Raw genomic sequence first — 15924 nt, 5'->3', positions numbered from 1 at the left:
GCCTAGGCGGTGTTCCTGCCTTCCAAGGTCCGCCGTATCAGATCAGGATCACGACGGGTGTGGAACATGGCTACGACGTGGATCATCTCCTCGTCCACGGCGTAGATCACCAGGTACGGGAAGGTGCGCAGGACCACGCGCCGCCAGCCCGGCAGGTATTCGACACCGGTGGCAGGGTGGGCTTCGATGCGGTGCAGGCCCTCCGCGAAGGAGTCGAGAAGACGGTCCGCCAATGCGGGTGAGACGTCATCGTAGTAGGCCAGGGCTTCGTTGAGGTCGTCGGAGAGTTTGGGGTGAGAGCGAAGGACACGCTTGCTCATGACGGCCGACGACGACCCTCAAGGTACGCCTGACCGGCGGCGATGGTCTCCTCGATCGTGCGGCCGAGGAAGGGGTCGGACCTCAACTCGGCGAGACGGTGCTCGGCGATCGTTTGCTGCTCGGTCGTGGGCACGGCACCCAAGGAGTCCTCGATGTAGGCGAGCAACTCGAAGCGCTCGGCGTCATCAAGTGCGTCCACAGACGCGAGAATTTCCGCGTTGACCATGCGTACAAGTCTACGCGGGATGCGCGGCAGATGTCGGGTCCCCGCAGATAGGCACCGCTGGCCGAGGTGCGGAGCGAGGAACGAGCGAGCCGGGTCCTGAGGTGCCCCGACGAAGGAGTCCCCCGAGAACTCCGCTGCGCTCCGTTCAGGGAGGTGACCCCAACCTCGAAGGGCGAAGCCTGCCGTGGGTGGGTCATTTCGAGGTGTGCTGCGCTCGCACTGGGGGTACCTCCCGCTTGCGGGGGACAACGAGCGGCACCGACCTATAAATCAGCACTCCCTCAGCCGAGTCGCATCAGGCCGGTGCCTCCCGCATCTACGGCCGGGGGACCCCCGTGGGGTTGGGGTAGGCGACCGCGCCGGACGCTTCGACGGCCCTGGCGATGGGCAGCAGGTCGTTCGTCAGGGCGTAGGCGCGGGCGGTGGCCTCCTGGTCGAGTCCGGCACCGCAGGAGCGGTCGGTCGCGTCCTCCAGTCGTTCGCGCGCGGCGTGCCCGGTGTCGGTCGCCGTGGTGCCGTCGACCCAGCCGAACTGCTGGAGCCGGCCGAAGGCGGCGATCCATTCGTCCTGCGTCCAACCCCGGCTCTCATGCTGCGACGGCGGCACCAGGCCGGTCGCCGCCGCGAGGGCGTTGGCCTCGACGCCGCCCAATCCTGCGGCGGTCAGGACCGCGACGTGGCAGTCGCCACGGTACTCGCGCAGCACGGTCGCGGCGTGCCACAACCGGCCGACCGGATCGCTCGGTACCGGGAGCGAACGATGTGCCGCAGCGAGCGGCCGGCCGGCGAAGTCCAGCTGCCCGGCGAGACGCTGGGCGGCCTCGGCGGTGGCGGTGACGTCGAGGCCGCCGACGGCCGCAGTGATCTGCTCACGGGCCAGGTCGAGGCGGGCCGTCAGGATCTGCTCACGGTCGGCGCGCGCCCAGGCGTCCGGTAGCGCTCGCGCCACCCGCTGCGGGGCGAAGCCGTGGAACAGGGCCGTGACCAGCTCCGGGCCGGGTGTGCCGAGCGCTGCGGACCGGGAGGCCATGTAGCCCATCCAGAAGCCGCGCAGCCCGAGCGCCTCGTACCTGGCGGTGGCGTCGGGGGCGAAATAGACGACATCGTGGATCGCCTCGACGCTGCGCCAGAACTCGCGGGTGGTCATGGCCGCAACCTACTCCCGCGCTGCCCGCGTTCCTCGGCCGCACGGGTGGGTACCTCCCGCCGGTGAAGGACGCTGTTCGTGCCTGTGGATAACGAGTTTGCGGGAAGGCGTGGGGCGGGCGAGGCTGCGGGCATGGAACGTCTCGACCGCTTCGTTTTCGCCCACCGCCGCATCCTCGCCGCCCTCTGCGCGGGCCTGGCTGTGCTGTTCGCCCTGGCCGCCCTCGACAATGGCGGCCAGACCCGGCGGGTCGTCATCGTCAGCGATGATCTTCCCGCAGGTGCCACGCTGGCCACCGAAGACCTACGGGTCATCGAGGTGCCCGTCGACTCGGCCCCCGATGGGGCGTTGCAGCAGATCAAAGGGGCCGTCGGTCGCGCGCTCGCCGGTCCGGTGCGCGCCGGGGAGATCGTCACTGACCGACGCATCTTCGATGCCCAGAATCTGTCCGGATACGGCATTGAGGACCCGGCTCTGGCGACGGTGCGGGTCGCCGACCCGGCTGCGCTGAGCGGTCTGCGCGTCGGCGACCGGGTCGACGTCATCACGGCCGACCCGCAAGGGGAGGCTGCGCCGGTCATGCTCGCTCAGGACGTTGCGGTGGCGGCGGTGCCGACGCCGGGAAAGGGGGACCCGGAGATCGTGGGTCTCGTCGCGCCGCAGGACGTCGCTGCAGCCATCGCCTCGGCTGGGTTGACCAGCGCCCTGACCCTGATTGCCGCCTGACGGTTACGAGGTCCCGCGATTTGGTACACAACGGCGGTTCGGCGTGTCCAACGTGCCGGGAATGAAGGAGTTTCGTCTACCGTGGTGACTCATCCGATCCCCTACGAAAGAGAGAAGCGCCATGATCCAGGGCTTCAAGGACTTTCTGTTGCGCGGCAATATCGTCGACCTTGCGGTCGCTGTCGTCATTGGCACGGCCTTCACCGCGCTGGTGACCAAGTTCACCGAGTCGTTCATCAATCCGCTCATCGCCCTGGTCGGTGGTGGCGGTACCGATGGCGGCACCTTTACGATCAGCGAGCAGGTGTTCACCTACGGCGCTTTCATCAACGCGGTCATCACCTTCGTCCTGACTGCTGCGGTCGTGTACTTCATCGTTGTCGTGCCGATGACGAAACTCAACGAACTGCGCAAGTCCGGCCAGGCACCCGAGCCGGAGGTCGTGTCTGAGGACATTGCACTGCTGCGCGAGATCCGCGACGCCCTGCAGGCCCGCAAGGACGGCTGAACCAGGCACATTCAGGAGGGGTCGGCCTGCAGGCCGACCCCTCCTGGCATGTCCGCCGCCGTCAGCCGTGGTGCGGGGGGACGTTGCCGCGCAACTCCTCGTCACGGCTTCCTCCAGATCGCTCTCCCCAACCCTCGTCGGTGTCGTCGCGGGTCGCCTGGGGTTCGAGGTCGCCGAGCAGTTCGGCGGCGCGTCGCAGGCGCTCGGCACGGGTGTCCTTCGGATCAGCCACGGGCTTCCCCTCTCACCAACGGCCCCAGATGCAGAACATGGTGCCCCCGAGAGGATTCGAACCTCCGACCTGCGGTTTAGGAAACCGTTGCTCTATCCCCTGAGCTACGGGGGCGCCGACTTCATCTTGCCATGCGCCCGTCACCGGTTCAGTCCGGCTCGGGGTGATGCCAGCGCACGATGCTATACGCCAGCAGACCCCAGGCAGCACAGGCCGAGGCGATGAGACCCAGACCGGTCGCCCAGCCCTGGGCCGGCAGCGCCGGACCGAAGCCCACGTCGAGGATCTCGAACTCCGGAATCGCCGGGCCGATGATCCAGACGACCCCCAGCGCGAACAGCCAGACGCCGCCGAGGACGCTCACCGCGATACGCGGCAGCGTCGCCACGCCGTACTTGGCGGCCTCGATAGCGCGGCGCTGCAGCGGATCTCGGATGCGCCTGGCCCAGGAGTGATGCCGCGACAGCAAGGCGATGCCACCGACCAGCACCAGCGTGCCCGGCCCCGGCGCGGGCATCAGCACGATGCCGAGCGGCACGAGAATCCAGCCGAGGATCTCGGTCCCGGTGTGGTCGGCCCATTGGCGTAGGCGGTCAGCCCAGGTGTGTCGCCCGATGTCCGGCCGGCCCTCCCCGTTCATGCGGCCAAGCATGCCATCTGGATCCACATGCCGCCGAACGGTGCGCGACGGATCGGGGGTGCGAGGAGCGGACCCTGAGGTGTGAGGCCGCCTGCGGCCGAGCCTCGAAGGGCGAAGCCTGCGAAAGTGGGGTCCCTTCGCCCTTCGAGGGCGCTCGTTCCTCGCGCCACCTCAGGACCCGGCTCGCAAGCTCGCACCTCAGGGATTCCGACCACCTGCGGAATCTTTTACACCGAGACGAAGATGTGGATCGCGGCGTCGTTGTCGATCTCGGCCGATTCGCCCTGACGTGCCACTACGACGCCGTCGTGGCCGCGGCTCACCAGCACGTCATTGCCGGGCAGGGCACCGACGCGGCGCAGCACCGACATGACCTGGGTGTCCTTCTGGACCTCTTCGGCGATGCGGCGCACCACCAGGCGGCGCGGCTCGTCGCTGTCGGCCACGGCGCGCGGCAACGCCTGCACGCCGTCGAGGAAACTGCTCTCGTCGACCTGCTCGCCCAACTCCGACAGGCCAGGGATCGGGTTGCCGTACGGCGACTCGGTGGGGTGCTCCAGCAGCTCGATGAGGCGCCGCTCCACCTGCTCGGAGATGACGTGCTCCCAACGACACGCCTCCTCGTGGACGTATTCGAACTCCAGGCCGATGACATCGGTCAGCAGGCGCTCGGCCAGGCGGTGCTTGCGCATCACCCGAGTGGCCAGTTGGCGGCCCTTCTCGGACAGCTCCAGATGCCGGTCGCCCTCGACGGTCAGCAGGCCGTCGCGCTCCATGCGGGCGACGGTCTGGCTTACCGTCGGTCCCGACTGGTGCAGGCGCTCGGCGATGCGCGCGCGCAGCGGGACGATGCCCTCCTCTTCGAGCTCGAAGATGGTGCGCAGATACATCTCGGTGGTGTCGATCAGGTCGCTCACGGTCGCCATTGTTCCACGAGCCGGGTGAGTCGACCCTCACCTGCATCTGCAAGCGCGCCTCAGGGACCCGATTGCGATCACCGCACGTCAAGGGGCGAGGCGGGTGCGGTCCCAGGAGCCGGTGGCGGTGCGGCGGAAACAGATGCGGTCGTGAAGGCGATTCGGGCGCCCCTGCCAGAACTCGAAGGACTCCACCGTGAGTCGGAAACCGCCCCAGTGATCCGGGCGGATACCTGCTTGCGGCGATGCGGCCGCCTCGGCCCAGCGGCGCTCCAACTCGGCCCGGTCGGCGACCACCTGCGACTGCGGGGACGCCGCCGCGCTGATCCGCCCGCCCTCGGGCCGCGAGGCGAAGTAGGCGTCGGACTCGGCGGCACTGATCCGCGCCACCGTCCCCTCCAGCCGCACCTGACGCGCCAGATCGTGCCACAGCAGGACTGCTGCGGCTTGCGGATTGGCCTCCAACTCGCGTCCCTTGCGCGAGTCGTAGTTGGTGTGGAACACCGCACCTGCGGCGTCCAATGACTTCAACAGCACGATCCGCACCGAGGGCACTGCGCTGGGGGTGGCCGTGGCCAGCGCCATCGCGTTCGGCTCGCCGATCCCCGCTGCGACTGCGTCGGCGAGCCACCGCTCGAACAGCGCCAGAGGGTCGTCACCGGCCTGCTTCTGGGAGAGCCCGGTTTCGCCGTATTCGTGTCGCATCGCGGACAGTTCGGGGGTGACCATGCGCTCAACCTAACCGCAGTGGCACGATGAAGACCATGACTGAGGTACACCACGGACTCGAGGGCGTCATCGCCTTTGAAAGCCAGATCGCCGAACCCGATAAGGAAGGCTCGGCGCTGCGCTATCGCGGTGTCGACATCGACGACCTCGTGGGCCGTGTGCCCTTCGAGAAGATCTGGGGGCTGCTGGTCGACGGCACGTACGAACCGGGCCTGCCGCCGGCCGAGCCGTTCCCCATCCCCGTCCACTCCGGCGACATCCGCGCCGACGTCCAGAGCGCCATCGCGCTGACCGCCCCCGCGTGGGGCATGGGCCAGCTCTACGACATCAGCGACGAGCAGGCGCGCGACGACCTGGCCCGTACTGCGGTCATGGTGCTGTCGTACGTTGCCCAGGCCGCGCGCGGTGTCGGTCAGCCGTTCGTTCCGCAGGCCGAGATCAACAAGTGCTCGACCATCACCGAACGGTTCCTGACCCGCTGGCGCGGTGAGGTCAATCCCGCCCACGCCAAGGCCATCGACGCCTACTGGGTCTCGGCCGCCGAGCACGGCATGAATGCCTCGACCTTCACCGCGCGGGTCATCGCCTCCACCGGCGCGGACGCCGCTGCGGCCTTGTCTGGCGCGGTTGGCGCGATGTCCGGCCCGCTGCACGGCGGAGCGCCCGCGCGTGTGCTGACGATGATCGAGGAGGTCGAGCAGCGCGGCGATGCGCGCGCTTACGTCAAGGAGTTGCTCGACTCCGGTGAACGGCTCATGGGTTTCGGCCACCGGGTGTACCGCGCCGAGGACCCCCGCGCCCGCACGCTGCGCCGCACGGCCAAGGAACTCAAGGCACCCCGCGCGGAGGTCGCCGAGGCGCTGGAGCAGGCCGCCCTGGCCGAGCTGCGCGAGCGCCGTCCCGACCGCGTGCTGGAGACGAACGTGGAGTTCTGGGCCGCCATCGTGCTCGACTTCGCCGAGATCCCCCCGCACATGTTCACCTCGATGTTCACCTCGGCCCGCACCGCCGGCTGGAGCGCGCACATCCTGGAGCAGAAGCGCACCGGTCGCCTGATCCGGCCGTCGTCGCTGTACACCGGGCCGACCGCCCGGCGCGCGGACGAGGTCGAGGGCTGGAACCCCGCCTGGGCCACCGCCTGAGCCACCCGTGAACGGAGGGCCGGAGCGCGATGCTCCGGCCCTCCGTCGCATCTCCGGGGTTGCCGAGCGTGATGAGATAGCGACATGAGCGTCCCGCACCTTCGCCTGAGCGAATCCGTCACGATCCCGCAACTCGGATTCGGGGTGTTCAAGGTCGATCCGGCCGCCACCCAGCAGGTCGTCGAGACCGCCCTGGAGGCCGGCTACCGGCACATCGACACCGCTGCGGTCTACGGCAACGAGGAGGGTGTCGGCCGGGCGCTGGCGGCCTCCGGGCTGCCCGCCGGCGAGGTGTTCGTCACCACCAAGCTGTGGAACGCCGATCAGGGCTACGACACGACCCTGGCCGCCTTCGAGCGCAGCATGGAACGGCTCGGCCTGGACGTCCTCGACCTGTACCTCATCCACTGGCCGATGCCCGATCACGGCAGCTACGTCGAGACCTGGCGCGCCCTCGCGCAGTTGCATGCCGACGGTCGTGTCCGGGCCGTCGGCGTGTCCAACTTCGGCATCGCGGAGCTGCAGGTGCTCGCCGAGGCGGGCCTGCCGACCCCGGCGATCAACCAGATCGAGGCCCATCCCCTGCTGGGGCAGGCCGCGCTGCGCGACTACCACCGCACGCACGGCATGGTCACCGAGGCGTGGAGTCCGCTCGCCCAGGGTCAGGCGCTCGATCTGCCCGAGATCGCCGCCATCGCCGAGGCCCACGGCGCGACGCCCGCCCAGATCGTCATCGCCTGGCACCTGGCGCTCGGCAACGTCGTCATCCCGAAGTCGGTCACGCCCGAGCGCATCACGTCGAACTTCGCCGCGCACGAGATCGTCTTGACCGACGAGGAGGTGGCCCGCATCGACGCGCTCGACCGCGGCCATCGCGTCGGACCCGACCCGAACACCTTCCACCGGCTCTGAGCGCTGACGGTACCTCTCAGGAGGCGGGGGTCGAACTCGATTCGGTGCTGCTCGTGGCAGACGCGGTTGAAGAGGCCCCGGAGGAACTGCTCGAGCTGCGGCTGTCGGTCCGGTAGAAGCCCGATCCCTTGAACACCACACCGACCGCGTTGAAGACCTTGCGCAGCCGCCCCCGGCACGCCGGGCACTCGGTCAGAGCCTCGTCGCTGAACGACTGCTGGACCTCGAGCGCTTCGCCGCATTCGATGCATTGGTACTGATAGGTGGGCACTGGTCTGGACTCCGGACTGGTGACTCGTGGACAAAGACCACACCAGAGTACAATTGGCCGCACTGTGAACGAGCCTCCGAGTACCGGCCCTGTCCCGTCTCAACGCGCCTCGCGCCACCTGGTGATCTGCCGGTGACCGAGTGGATCCTGCTCGGTGTCGCCGTTGTCCTGATGTTCGCCTGCGGCGTGTTCGTCGCTGCGGAGTTCTCCTTCGTCACCGTCGACCGCGCGGCGGTCGAGCGCGCAGCATCGGAGGGGCGACCCGGAGCCGCAGGCACGCTCAAGGCTCTGCGCTCCCTGTCGACGCAACTCAGCGGGGCCCAGCTCGGCATCACGATGACGAATCTCGCTATCGGCTATCTCGCCGAGCCGGCCATCGGGCGGCTGCTGCGCGGGCCGCTGGAATCGCTGGGCCTGAGCGGCGGCAGTCTCGGCTTCGCCTCCTACCTCGTGGCCCTGACGGTGAGCACCTTCGCCACGATGCTCATCGGCGAGCTGATCCCGAAGAACATCGCGCTGGCGGTCCCGATGGCCACCGCTCGCTGGACGCAGCTGCCGCAGCGGTGGTTCACCGCGATCATGGCCTGGCCGATCCGCTGGCTCAACGGCACGGCGAACGCGGTGCTGCATTCGTGGGGTGTGGAGCCGCAGGAGGAACTGCGCTCGGCGCGCTCTCCTGTCGAACTGCGCTCGCTCGTGCTCCGGTCGGCGCAAGAGGGTGCCATTGACGACGACACCGCCCGGCTTGTCGCGCGCAGCATCACCTTCGGCGACCGGACCGCCGCCGACGTCCGCACGCCGCGCGTCCGGGTGACGTTCGTCGAGGGCCGCGACAGCGCCGCCGCAGTGATCGCCGCCGCGCGGACCACCGGCCACTCGCGTTTCCCGGTCATCGGCAAGACGCCCGACGAGATCCTGGGCGTCGTCCACGTCAAGCACGCCGTCACGGTGCCGGTCGACCGGCGGCGGGCCACGCGCATCGAGGACATCTGCGTGCCCGCAGTCACCGTGCCGGACAGCCTCGAACTCGACCCGCTGCTGTCGCTCCTGCGCGAGCAGGGCATGCAGATGGCCGTGGTCCTCGATGAATACGGGGGAACCGACGGCGTCGTGACGCTGGAGGACCTTATCGAGGAGATCGTGGGCGACATCGCCGACGAGCACGACCGGGTCGCGGCGACCAGCCGCCATCGCACCGACGGCACCTGGTCGCTGTCGGGCCTGCTGCGCCCCGACGAGGTGTTCGAGCAGACCGGTATCGCGCTGCCGGAGAGTCCGCATTACGAGACGATTGCCGGCCTGATCGTGCAGGAACTGGGCCGGCTGGCCGAGCGCGGCGACGTCGTCACGCTGCTGGTCGATCCGACCCCGGAGGACACTGACGACGAGCCGGAGCCGCTGACGGTGACCCTGAGTGTCGAGCGGGTCGACGGGCGCCGCATCGACCGGGTCACGCTGACCGTTTCCGCGCCGCTGCCGCCGCCGTCCTCGGTGGCGGTCCACACCGGTCGCGAGCGAGGCGAGCAGCGATGAACATCTGGTGGGGTCTGGCCGTCACGGTCCTTCTGCTGGCGCTCAATGCGCTGTTCGTCGCCTCGGAGTTTGCGCTCATCTCGGCGCGCCGCACGCAGTTGGAGCCGGCCGCGCAGGGCGGGTCGCGTATGGCTCGCCTGGCCCTGAGAGCGATGGAGAACCTGTCGTCGGTCATGGCTGCGGCTCAGCTGGGCATCACCATCTGCTCGCTGCTGCTCGGCGCGGTGAGCGAGCCGGCCATCGCGCACGCACTGGAGCCGGTCTTCGACACGCTCGGGGTGCCGCACATCGCGGTGCATCCGGTGGCGTTCGCGCTCGCGCTGTCGCTGGTGGTGTACGCGCATGTGGTGATCGGTGAGATGGTCCCGAAGAACCTGGCGCTGGCCGGGCCGGATCGCGCGTCGCTGCTGCTCGGTCCGTTCATGCTCGCGGTGGTCGCCGTGCTCAAGCCGCTCGTGAGAATCCTCAATGGGGTGGCGAATGCCGCGCTGCGGCTGCTGGGGATCGAGCCGAAGGACGAGGTCGCCTCCACCTACACCCACGACGAGGTGTCCGATCTGGTCGAGGAGTCGCGCCGCGAGGGCCTCCTCGACGACGACGAGTACGAGCTGGTCCAGGGCGCGCTGGAGTTCCAGGGCGGGACGGTCGACGACGTGCTGCTCCCGGTGGAGGTGCTGGTGACCATCGACCGGCAGGCCACGGCGGCCGACGTCGAGGTCGCCTGCGCGCGGTCCGGTTTCTCGCGGTTCCCGGTGGTCGACGCCGCCGGGGAGCTGTCAGGCTACCTGCACCTCAAGGACGCGCTGGAGACCGATGAGGCCGCGCGGCACCGGGTCATCGCCGACAAATGGGTCCGCCCGCTCGTGACGGTGCCGGTGGGTGCGGGGCTGTTCGACGCGCTGCGGCTGATGCAGGCTCGCGGGTCGCACATGGCGCGAGTCGCCGACCACGAGGGGCGCGTCGCCGGGGTGGTCATGCTGGAGGACGTGCTCGAAGAGCTGGTCGGCGAGATCCGCGACGCCGACCGCGCCCGCTGACCGGTGCGCGGGGTTGGTGGCTTCGAGGCTCCTCGTTCCTCGTCGCACCTCAGCCGCCGGAACGACCGGCCCCTGAAGTGCGAGCGCAGCGCTCCTCGAAGGGACCTCCGCTGGTTCGGGTGGCTTGGAGGCTCCTCGCTCCTCGTCGCGCCTCAGTCACCGGAACGACCGGTCCCTGGGGTGCGTAGGCCGCTTGCGGCCGGAGCCTCGAAGGGCGTGCCTCAGCCAGCGGGCCTATCTGCGGAATCGCTTACCGGATTGCGTGTCGGCGGGGCGGAAGAGGCCCGATTCGGTGAGGACGAGATCGACGGCCTCGTCATGGGGTTCGCGCGGAACCTCCGGCAGTAGTTCGTCGGCGAACACGACGGCGCAGGTCAGCGGCCTCGGCCCGCTGGTCGGTAGCCCGGCCAGCGCACGGTCGTAGTAGCCCGCGCCGCGCCCGAGCCGGTATCCGCAGTGATCGACGGCCAGCGCTGGCAGCACCACCAGATCGACCGCCGGCAGCGGTTCGCCCGGCAGCGGTTCGCCCTCCGGCTCGTCGACGCCGAGCCGCGAGCGCCGGGTGGCCGCGGCCGGGTCGTAGGCATGCCACGCCAGGGAGCCGTCGTCATGGGCCGCCGGGACGATGATGCGGGTCCGGGCTGCCAGGCGGTCGGCGATCAATGCCTCCGTGGGCGGTTCCCCGCGCATCGAGAGGTAGACCGCGATGGCGCGCGCCCTGGTGAACACCGGTTCCCCGGCGGCGTGGGCGGCCAGGGCTAGACCCGCCTGATGCACCTCGGTCTCGGGTCGAGCGCGGCGGCGCAGCAGCAGTTCGCGGCGTGCCGCAGCCTTGCGCGCAGCCATGTCGTGCGCCGCCTCGTCCACGTCGACGACGCTATCGTGTCCGGATGGACGGATTGACTGCAGCGCGCCAGCGCATGACCGATGCGGGTGTGGCCCCGCAGGCGATCGACGTGTTCAGCCACTTCTACGAACAGCTCCGAGCCGGCGCGACCGGGATGATCCGGGAGGCCGACGTCGAGCCGTTGGCCGGCATCGACCGGGCCGCGAAGGTCGAGGTCAGCCAGGCTGAGGCGCGCGCCGCCGCCGACGCGACCGTGGTCATCAAGCTCAACGGCGGCCTCGGCACGTCGATGGGCATGGACCAGGCCAAATCACTGCTCCCGGTCCGGCCGGGCCTGAGTTTCCTCGACATCATCGCCGGCCAGGTCCAGCACGTCCGGCGCACGCTCGACGTGCGGCTGCCGTTGGTGCTGATGAACTCCTTCCGCACCCGTGACGACACCCTCGCGGCGCTCGCCGCCTACCCGGACCTGGCCGTTCCCGGTCTGCCTCTGGATTTCATGCAGAACCTCGAACCGAAGTTGCGCGCCGACGACCTCGCCCCCGTCGAGTGGCCGGCCGACCCCGAATTGGAGTGGTGCCCGCCGGGCCACGGCGACCTCTACACCGCCTTGCAGACCTCGGGCGTTCTCGACGAACTGCTGAACGCCGGCTACCTCTACGCCACCGTCTCGAACTCCGACAACCTCGGCGCGGCCCCCGACCCGGAGATGATGGCGTGGTTCGCCGCCTCCGGCGCCCCCTACGCCGCCGAGGTCTGCCGCCGTACCCCTGCCGACGTCAAGGGCGGCCACATCGTCGTTCGGCGCAGCGACGGCCGGCTCGTGCTCCGCGAGACGGCGCAGACCCCGGACGAGGACGTGGCCGCCGCCTCGGACCTGACGCGCCACCGCTACTTCCACACCAACAATCTGTGGTTCGACCTGCGGGTTCTCAAGAAGACCCTCGATGAGCGTGGCGGCATCCTCGGCCTGCCGCTGATCCGCAATCGCAAGACCGTCGATCCGACCGATCCGTCCTCGCCGGAGGTCATCCAGATCGAATGCGCGATGGGCGCGGCGATTGAGATCTTCGACGGGGCCACCGCCATCGAGGTTGATCGCTCCCGGTTCCTGCCGGTCAAAACCACCAATGATCTGCTACTGCTGCGCTCGGATATCTACGGCATCGGCGAGGACTTCGTGGTCCGCGAGACGGCAGAGCCGCCGCTGATTGATCTCGACAAGCGCTTCTACGGCACCATCGCCGACTTCGACGCCCGGTTGCCGCATCCGCCGTCGCTGGTGGGTGCGCGGTCGTTCACGGTGCGTGGTGATTGGAGTTTCGGCGAGCGGGTCGTCGTCTGCGGCGACGTGGTCATCGAGGAGGGTCAGGACGCGCCCGGCGGTGAGGTCGCGAGGATCGTCGAAGGCACCGAGTTAGGCTGATGCCCATGGTCCCTGGAGAGAGCGACATCGCCGTGCCGGTGGAGCAGCAGGGGAACGTACCGCCGCAGGCTCCGGGGCGTGCCAAGCATGCCGTGATGGGTCCGCGTCCGCGTCCGCGTCCGGTGAGCGTTCCCGACGACGTGCTGACCGTGGAGGACCACCTCGAACTCGTGCTGCGTGGCATCGGACCGCTGGCTCCGTACGAGCAGCCGCTGGTCGAGTCGGTGGGGTTGCCGCTGTACGCCGACTACGTCAGCAAGGCTGATCTGCCGCGCTTCGACCAGGCGGTCATCGACGGGTATGCCGTCGCGGTCAGTGACACCGAAAGCGCCGATGCCGACCATCCGGTGAGCCTGCCGGTTGCCGGGGAGATTCGCGCCGGGGTGTCGCGTCCGTTCTCGATCAGCCGTGGCAGCGCTGCCCGCATCACGGCCGGTTCGCCGGTGCCGCGCGGGGCCGACTGCATCGTGCCGCTGTCGCATACGGATCGCGAACAGGTCACCGGCAGAGTGGCGATCACCGTCGCCCCGCAGATCGGCCAGGGCATCCGTGCGATGGGTTCGGACGTCACGGCTGGCACTGTGGCGGTCTCGGCAGGGTCGGTGCTGGGGCCGCGCGAGGTCGGCATGCTCGCCTCGCTCGGTGCTCAGCGCGTCGCTCTTCGCCCGCGCCCGCGTGTCGTGGTCATCTCGATGGGATCGGAGCTGCGCGAGCCGGGACCGGCCTCGCATCTGGCACACGACTCCTCTTTCGACGGCAACAGCTACATGCTGGCCGCCGCGATCCGCACCGCCGGTGCCATCGCCTACAGGGTCGGTGCCATCGGTGACGACGAGGCGGAGTTCAAGCGTGTGCTCAACGAGCAGCTGGTGCGCGCCGACCTGGTGCTGACCACCGGCGGCGTGTCCGAGGGGCAGCGCGACATCATCGGGCAGACGCTGCGCTCACTCGGCACCGTCTCGTTCAACCGGGTCGCCATGACGCCGGGACGCTGGCACGGCTTCGGCACGGTGCTGGAGGAAGAGACGCCGATCATCACGCTGCCGGGCGGTTCGGTGGCGGCCTACGTGGGCTTCGAGGTCTTCGTGCTGCCGGCGCTGCGCCGCCTCATGGGACGCACCCCGTATCGCCGCCCGATGGTGCACGCGGTGCTCGCGGCCGACATCGAGTCGCCGTCGGGACACCGCCAGTACGTGCCGGCGGTCTTCGAGGTCACGCATCGCGGCGCGAAGGTCACGCCGCTGCCCGACGACGGCGATTCGCGCCTGTCGCGGCTGGCGCAGGCCAATGCGTTCATCGTGGTCGGTGAGGACGAGACGGCGATGAATCTGGGCGACACGGTGCGCACCCTGGTGCTCGACCGGGCCTTCTGACCTGCGGTGCCGATTCCCTGGAACGTCGAACTGCATCACGGCCGCGTCGGGGTGCGGGCGCTGCGGCAGTCCGACGCGCTGCGGTGGGATCACCTGCGCCGTTCGAGCGCGGACTGGCTCGGTCCGTGGGACGCCTCCCTACCCCCGGAAGGGGGACAGCCGACGACCTCCTACCGGCACATGATCTCCGTCCTGCGCAAGCGTGCCAAGCGCGGTGAGGTGATGCCGTTCGTCACGACCTGGGACGGTGTCATGGTCGGGCAGGTGAGCGTCAGCTCGATTACCTGGGGTGCGGCGCGGGCGGCCAGCATCGGCTATTGGGTCGCGGTCGACTACGCGGGACGCCGGATCACGCCGACTGCGGTGGCGCTCGTGTGCGATCTGCTGTTCGAGCGCATGCTCTTACACCGGGTCGATATCGCCATCCGTCCTGAGAATCACCCGAGTCTTGCCGTCGTGCGCCGGTTGGGGTTCACCGAGGTCGGCCTGGCACCTCGGTACCTGCACATCGCCGGAGAATGGGCAGATCACCGGCTGTTTCAGCTGCTTTCCGAGGACGTCGGGGGGCGTGTGATTGACCGCATAGGCGAGTCACATCAGTAACTTCTGTCACAACACCTTACTTTTTTCTCACATTCGACCCGGTTTGGGGTTACTCTGGTCTCGTGATCGGAGGAGCGAGCGGCGTGATCGTCGCGGTTGTCGTCATTTTGTGGGTGGCCTATGTCGTCCCTCTGGCGTTGCGCCGCTATGACGAGGCCGTGTCGACGTCGGATTCGCAGGGCACGGAGTCCGCGCTCGGCTCCCTGACGTCCCTGCGCCGCGTCATCACCCGCGCTGGTCGCCGCACGGGGACCGAGGCGGTCGAGTTGTCTGCTCCCGTCGGCGAAGGTGCCGTGCCGCAGGCCCGCCTGGAACGTCCTTCGGCTCGGCTGGCCGCGCGCCGTCGCCGCCGGGTGCTGATCGCGCTGTTGACCGCTCTTGTCGTGCTGGCCGTGTTCGGCGCGGTCGGTACGTTGTCGCCGCTTTGGACTGCCGTTCCGGCCGCCTTGATTCTGGCGTGGCTGGTGACGTGCCGCATTCAGGTGCGCCGCGAGCTGGGTCTGGGCCGCCGGGCGATCCATGTGCCGCCGGCCGCGACCGTGGCTAACCCGGTGCCGGATACCGCCGCCTCGGCCGAGGCGGCGGCTGAGGCCGCTGCGGGAGGCACTGCGGCCGACGAGGTCGACACCCTGGTCGTGTCCGATCAGTTCGAGGACGTCGAGCCGGATCATCCGCGTGTCATGGAGCCGGCTCCGCTGGCCGGTGAGGCGCTCGATGAGAAGTTGGCGATCGCCGTGCCGTCGCCGTCGACAACCGGAGAGGCCCTGTGGGATCCGCTTCCGGTCACGCAGCCCACGTACATCCGTCAGCCGCGTGTCGGCCGCACGGTGCGCACGGTCAGCCTGCCGCAGGTCGGGCAGTGGTGGTCGGGGCATGTCGAGGGCGAGGGTGCCGAGCTTCCGGGTCGCGAGTCGGGCAAGGAAGGCCCCCAAGACGGTCCGCGCGAGGCCGTGGGGCACTGATCGCACCGTTGCTGCGGGGATGCTAGGCTCGATCTGCCGCTTGCGGCACTGGGGCATTGGCGCAGTTGGTAGCGCGCTTCGTTCGCATCGAAGAGGTCAGGAGTTCGAATCTCCTATGCTCCACCAATGAGATTGGGCCGCCCCGTTCTGTGGGGCGGCCCAATCTCATTCATCAGGGATGGTGATTCGGGGAGGAGCGAGCGCCAGCGAGTGACGGGGTCTCCTATGCTCCACTCGAAGAAAACCGGCTCTTCACAATCGAGGGTGTAGAGGCTGACGGCGCGTCGGTCCGGGGGTAGATGTCGAGGTCTTCCGATGATGGAAGTTCTGACGCTCGCCATCTGGAAGACCTCGACGTGCCTGACGCTACCT

The 15924-nt window shown here is 69.1% G+C and carries 19 protein-coding genes and 2 tRNA genes; 11 read left to right on the top strand and 10 right to left on the bottom strand.

Annotated features, from left to right (window positions below; genetic code table 11):
- Positions 1-2 precede the first annotated feature (2 nt).
- From QM597_RS03750 to QM597_RS03740, 3 genes are all read right to left on the bottom strand, one after another.
- The gene (locus QM597_RS03750) at positions 3-320 is read right to left on the bottom strand and encodes a type II toxin-antitoxin system RelE/ParE family toxin (protein WP_415003532.1); all 318 of its coding nucleotides are present in this window, start codon (positions 318-320) and stop codon (positions 3-5) included.
- On the bottom strand, positions 317-520 hold the full coding sequence (locus tag QM597_RS03745; RefSeq protein ID WP_415003531.1) for an addiction module protein: 204 nt from the start codon (positions 518-520) through the stop codon (positions 317-319). The genes QM597_RS03750 and QM597_RS03745 overlap by 4 nt, the downstream gene beginning before the upstream one ends.
- Positions 521-863: 343 nt before the next feature.
- A complete protein-coding gene (locus QM597_RS03740; RefSeq protein WP_415003530.1) occupies positions 864-1694 on the bottom strand; it encodes an SCO6745 family protein in 831 nt (276 codons plus the stop codon).
- Between the two features lie 132 nt (positions 1695-1826).
- On the opposite strand from QM597_RS03740, the gene QM597_RS03735 reads away from it, so the two are divergent.
- Both QM597_RS03735 and mscL read left to right on the top strand, forming a co-directional pair.
- Entirely contained in the window at positions 1827-2420 is a 594-nt protein-coding gene (locus QM597_RS03735) for an SAF domain-containing protein (protein WP_415003529.1), read from the top strand.
- Between the two features lie 121 nt (positions 2421-2541).
- The gene (mscL, locus tag QM597_RS03730; protein WP_415003528.1) at positions 2542-2928 is read left to right on the top strand and encodes a large conductance mechanosensitive channel protein MscL; all 387 of its coding nucleotides are present in this window, start codon (positions 2542-2544) and stop codon (positions 2926-2928) included.
- 61 nt (positions 2929-2989) lie between these two features.
- Here mscL and QM597_RS03725 read toward each other — a convergent pair whose 3' ends face one another.
- From QM597_RS03725 to pdxH, 5 genes are all read right to left on the bottom strand, one after another.
- Positions 2990-3160, bottom strand: a complete 171-nt coding sequence (locus QM597_RS03725) for a hypothetical protein (protein ID WP_415003527.1) — start codon at positions 3158-3160, stop codon at positions 2990-2992.
- Between the two features lie 38 nt (positions 3161-3198).
- Positions 3199-3274, bottom strand: a tRNA-Arg gene (locus QM597_RS03720).
- Between the two features lie 34 nt (positions 3275-3308).
- A complete protein-coding gene (locus tag QM597_RS03715; protein WP_415003526.1) occupies positions 3309-3800 on the bottom strand; it encodes a PGPGW domain-containing protein in 492 nt (163 codons plus the stop codon).
- A gap of 227 nt (positions 3801-4027) precedes the next feature.
- Positions 4028-4717, bottom strand: coding sequence for a metal-dependent transcriptional regulator (locus tag QM597_RS03710; protein ID WP_415003525.1), 690 nt, complete (start codon positions 4715-4717; stop codon positions 4028-4030).
- A gap of 87 nt (positions 4718-4804) precedes the next feature.
- Complete coding sequence (gene pdxH / locus QM597_RS03705) at positions 4805-5446, bottom strand: pyridoxamine 5'-phosphate oxidase (RefSeq protein ID WP_415003524.1); 642 nt, start codon at positions 5444-5446, stop codon at positions 4805-4807.
- A 35-nt stretch (positions 5447-5481) separates the two neighbouring features.
- Between pdxH and QM597_RS03700 the strand changes: the two genes are divergently transcribed.
- Both QM597_RS03700 and QM597_RS03695 read left to right on the top strand, forming a co-directional pair.
- Positions 5482-6588 carry a citrate synthase 2 gene (locus tag QM597_RS03700; RefSeq protein ID WP_415003523.1) on the top strand — a complete coding sequence of 369 codons (1107 nt, stop codon included), beginning with the start codon at positions 5482-5484 and terminating at the stop codon, positions 6586-6588.
- A gap of 84 nt (positions 6589-6672) precedes the next feature.
- Positions 6673-7500 (top strand): aldo/keto reductase, encoded by an 828-nt coding sequence (locus tag QM597_RS03695; protein WP_415003522.1) that lies wholly within the window; start codon positions 6673-6675, stop codon positions 7498-7500.
- A gap of 16 nt (positions 7501-7516) precedes the next feature.
- Here the strand turns inward: QM597_RS03695 and QM597_RS03690 are convergent, their stop codons facing one another.
- The gene (locus tag QM597_RS03690) at positions 7517-7771 is read right to left on the bottom strand and encodes an FmdB family zinc ribbon protein (protein WP_415003521.1); all 255 of its coding nucleotides are present in this window, start codon (positions 7769-7771) and stop codon (positions 7517-7519) included.
- 132 nt (positions 7772-7903) lie between these two features.
- On the opposite strand from QM597_RS03690, the gene QM597_RS03685 reads away from it, so the two are divergent.
- Together QM597_RS03685 and QM597_RS03680 are read left to right on the top strand one after the other, a co-directional pair.
- Positions 7904-9304, top strand: a complete 1401-nt coding sequence (locus tag QM597_RS03685) for a hemolysin family protein (RefSeq protein WP_415003520.1) — start codon at positions 7904-7906, stop codon at positions 9302-9304.
- Complete coding sequence (locus QM597_RS03680; protein WP_415003519.1) at positions 9301-10341, top strand: hemolysin family protein; 1041 nt, start codon at positions 9301-9303, stop codon at positions 10339-10341. The genes QM597_RS03685 and QM597_RS03680 overlap by 4 nt, the downstream gene beginning before the upstream one ends.
- Positions 10342-10575: 234 nt before the next feature.
- Here the strand turns inward: QM597_RS03680 and QM597_RS03675 are convergent, their stop codons facing one another.
- A complete protein-coding gene (locus QM597_RS03675; RefSeq protein WP_415003518.1) occupies positions 10576-11208 on the bottom strand; it encodes a 5-formyltetrahydrofolate cyclo-ligase in 633 nt (210 codons plus the stop codon).
- A gap of 23 nt (positions 11209-11231) precedes the next feature.
- Between QM597_RS03675 and QM597_RS03670 the strand changes: the two genes are divergently transcribed.
- The 5 genes from QM597_RS03670 (at position 11232) to QM597_RS03650 (ending at position 15678) form a co-directional block, all read left to right on the top strand.
- Positions 11232-12614, top strand: a complete 1383-nt coding sequence (locus QM597_RS03670) for a UTP--glucose-1-phosphate uridylyltransferase (RefSeq protein WP_415003517.1) — start codon at positions 11232-11234, stop codon at positions 12612-12614.
- A gap of 5 nt (positions 12615-12619) precedes the next feature.
- Positions 12620-13987 carry a gephyrin-like molybdotransferase Glp gene (glp, locus tag QM597_RS03665; RefSeq protein WP_415003516.1) on the top strand — a complete coding sequence of 456 codons (1368 nt, stop codon included), beginning with the start codon at positions 12620-12622 and terminating at the stop codon, positions 13985-13987.
- Positions 13988-13993: 6 nt separating this feature from the next.
- Positions 13994-14590 carry a GNAT family N-acetyltransferase gene (locus tag QM597_RS03660; protein WP_415003515.1) on the top strand — a complete coding sequence of 199 codons (597 nt, stop codon included), beginning with the start codon at positions 13994-13996 and terminating at the stop codon, positions 14588-14590.
- 62 nt (positions 14591-14652) lie between these two features.
- A complete protein-coding gene (locus tag QM597_RS03655) occupies positions 14653-15552 on the top strand; it encodes a hypothetical protein (RefSeq protein ID WP_415003514.1) in 900 nt (299 codons plus the stop codon).
- A 50-nt stretch (positions 15553-15602) separates the two neighbouring features.
- Positions 15603-15678 (top strand) — tRNA-Ala (locus QM597_RS03650).
- Positions 15679-15924: the final 246 nt, after the last annotated feature.

Source organism: Aeromicrobium sp. (assembly GCF_047607065.1).
Classification (GTDB): Bacteria; Actinomycetota; Actinomycetes; order Propionibacteriales; family Nocardioidaceae; genus Aeromicrobium.
The sequence above is the reverse complement of the archived record's forward strand: the minus strand, read 5'-3'. Positions and strand labels throughout refer to the sequence as shown.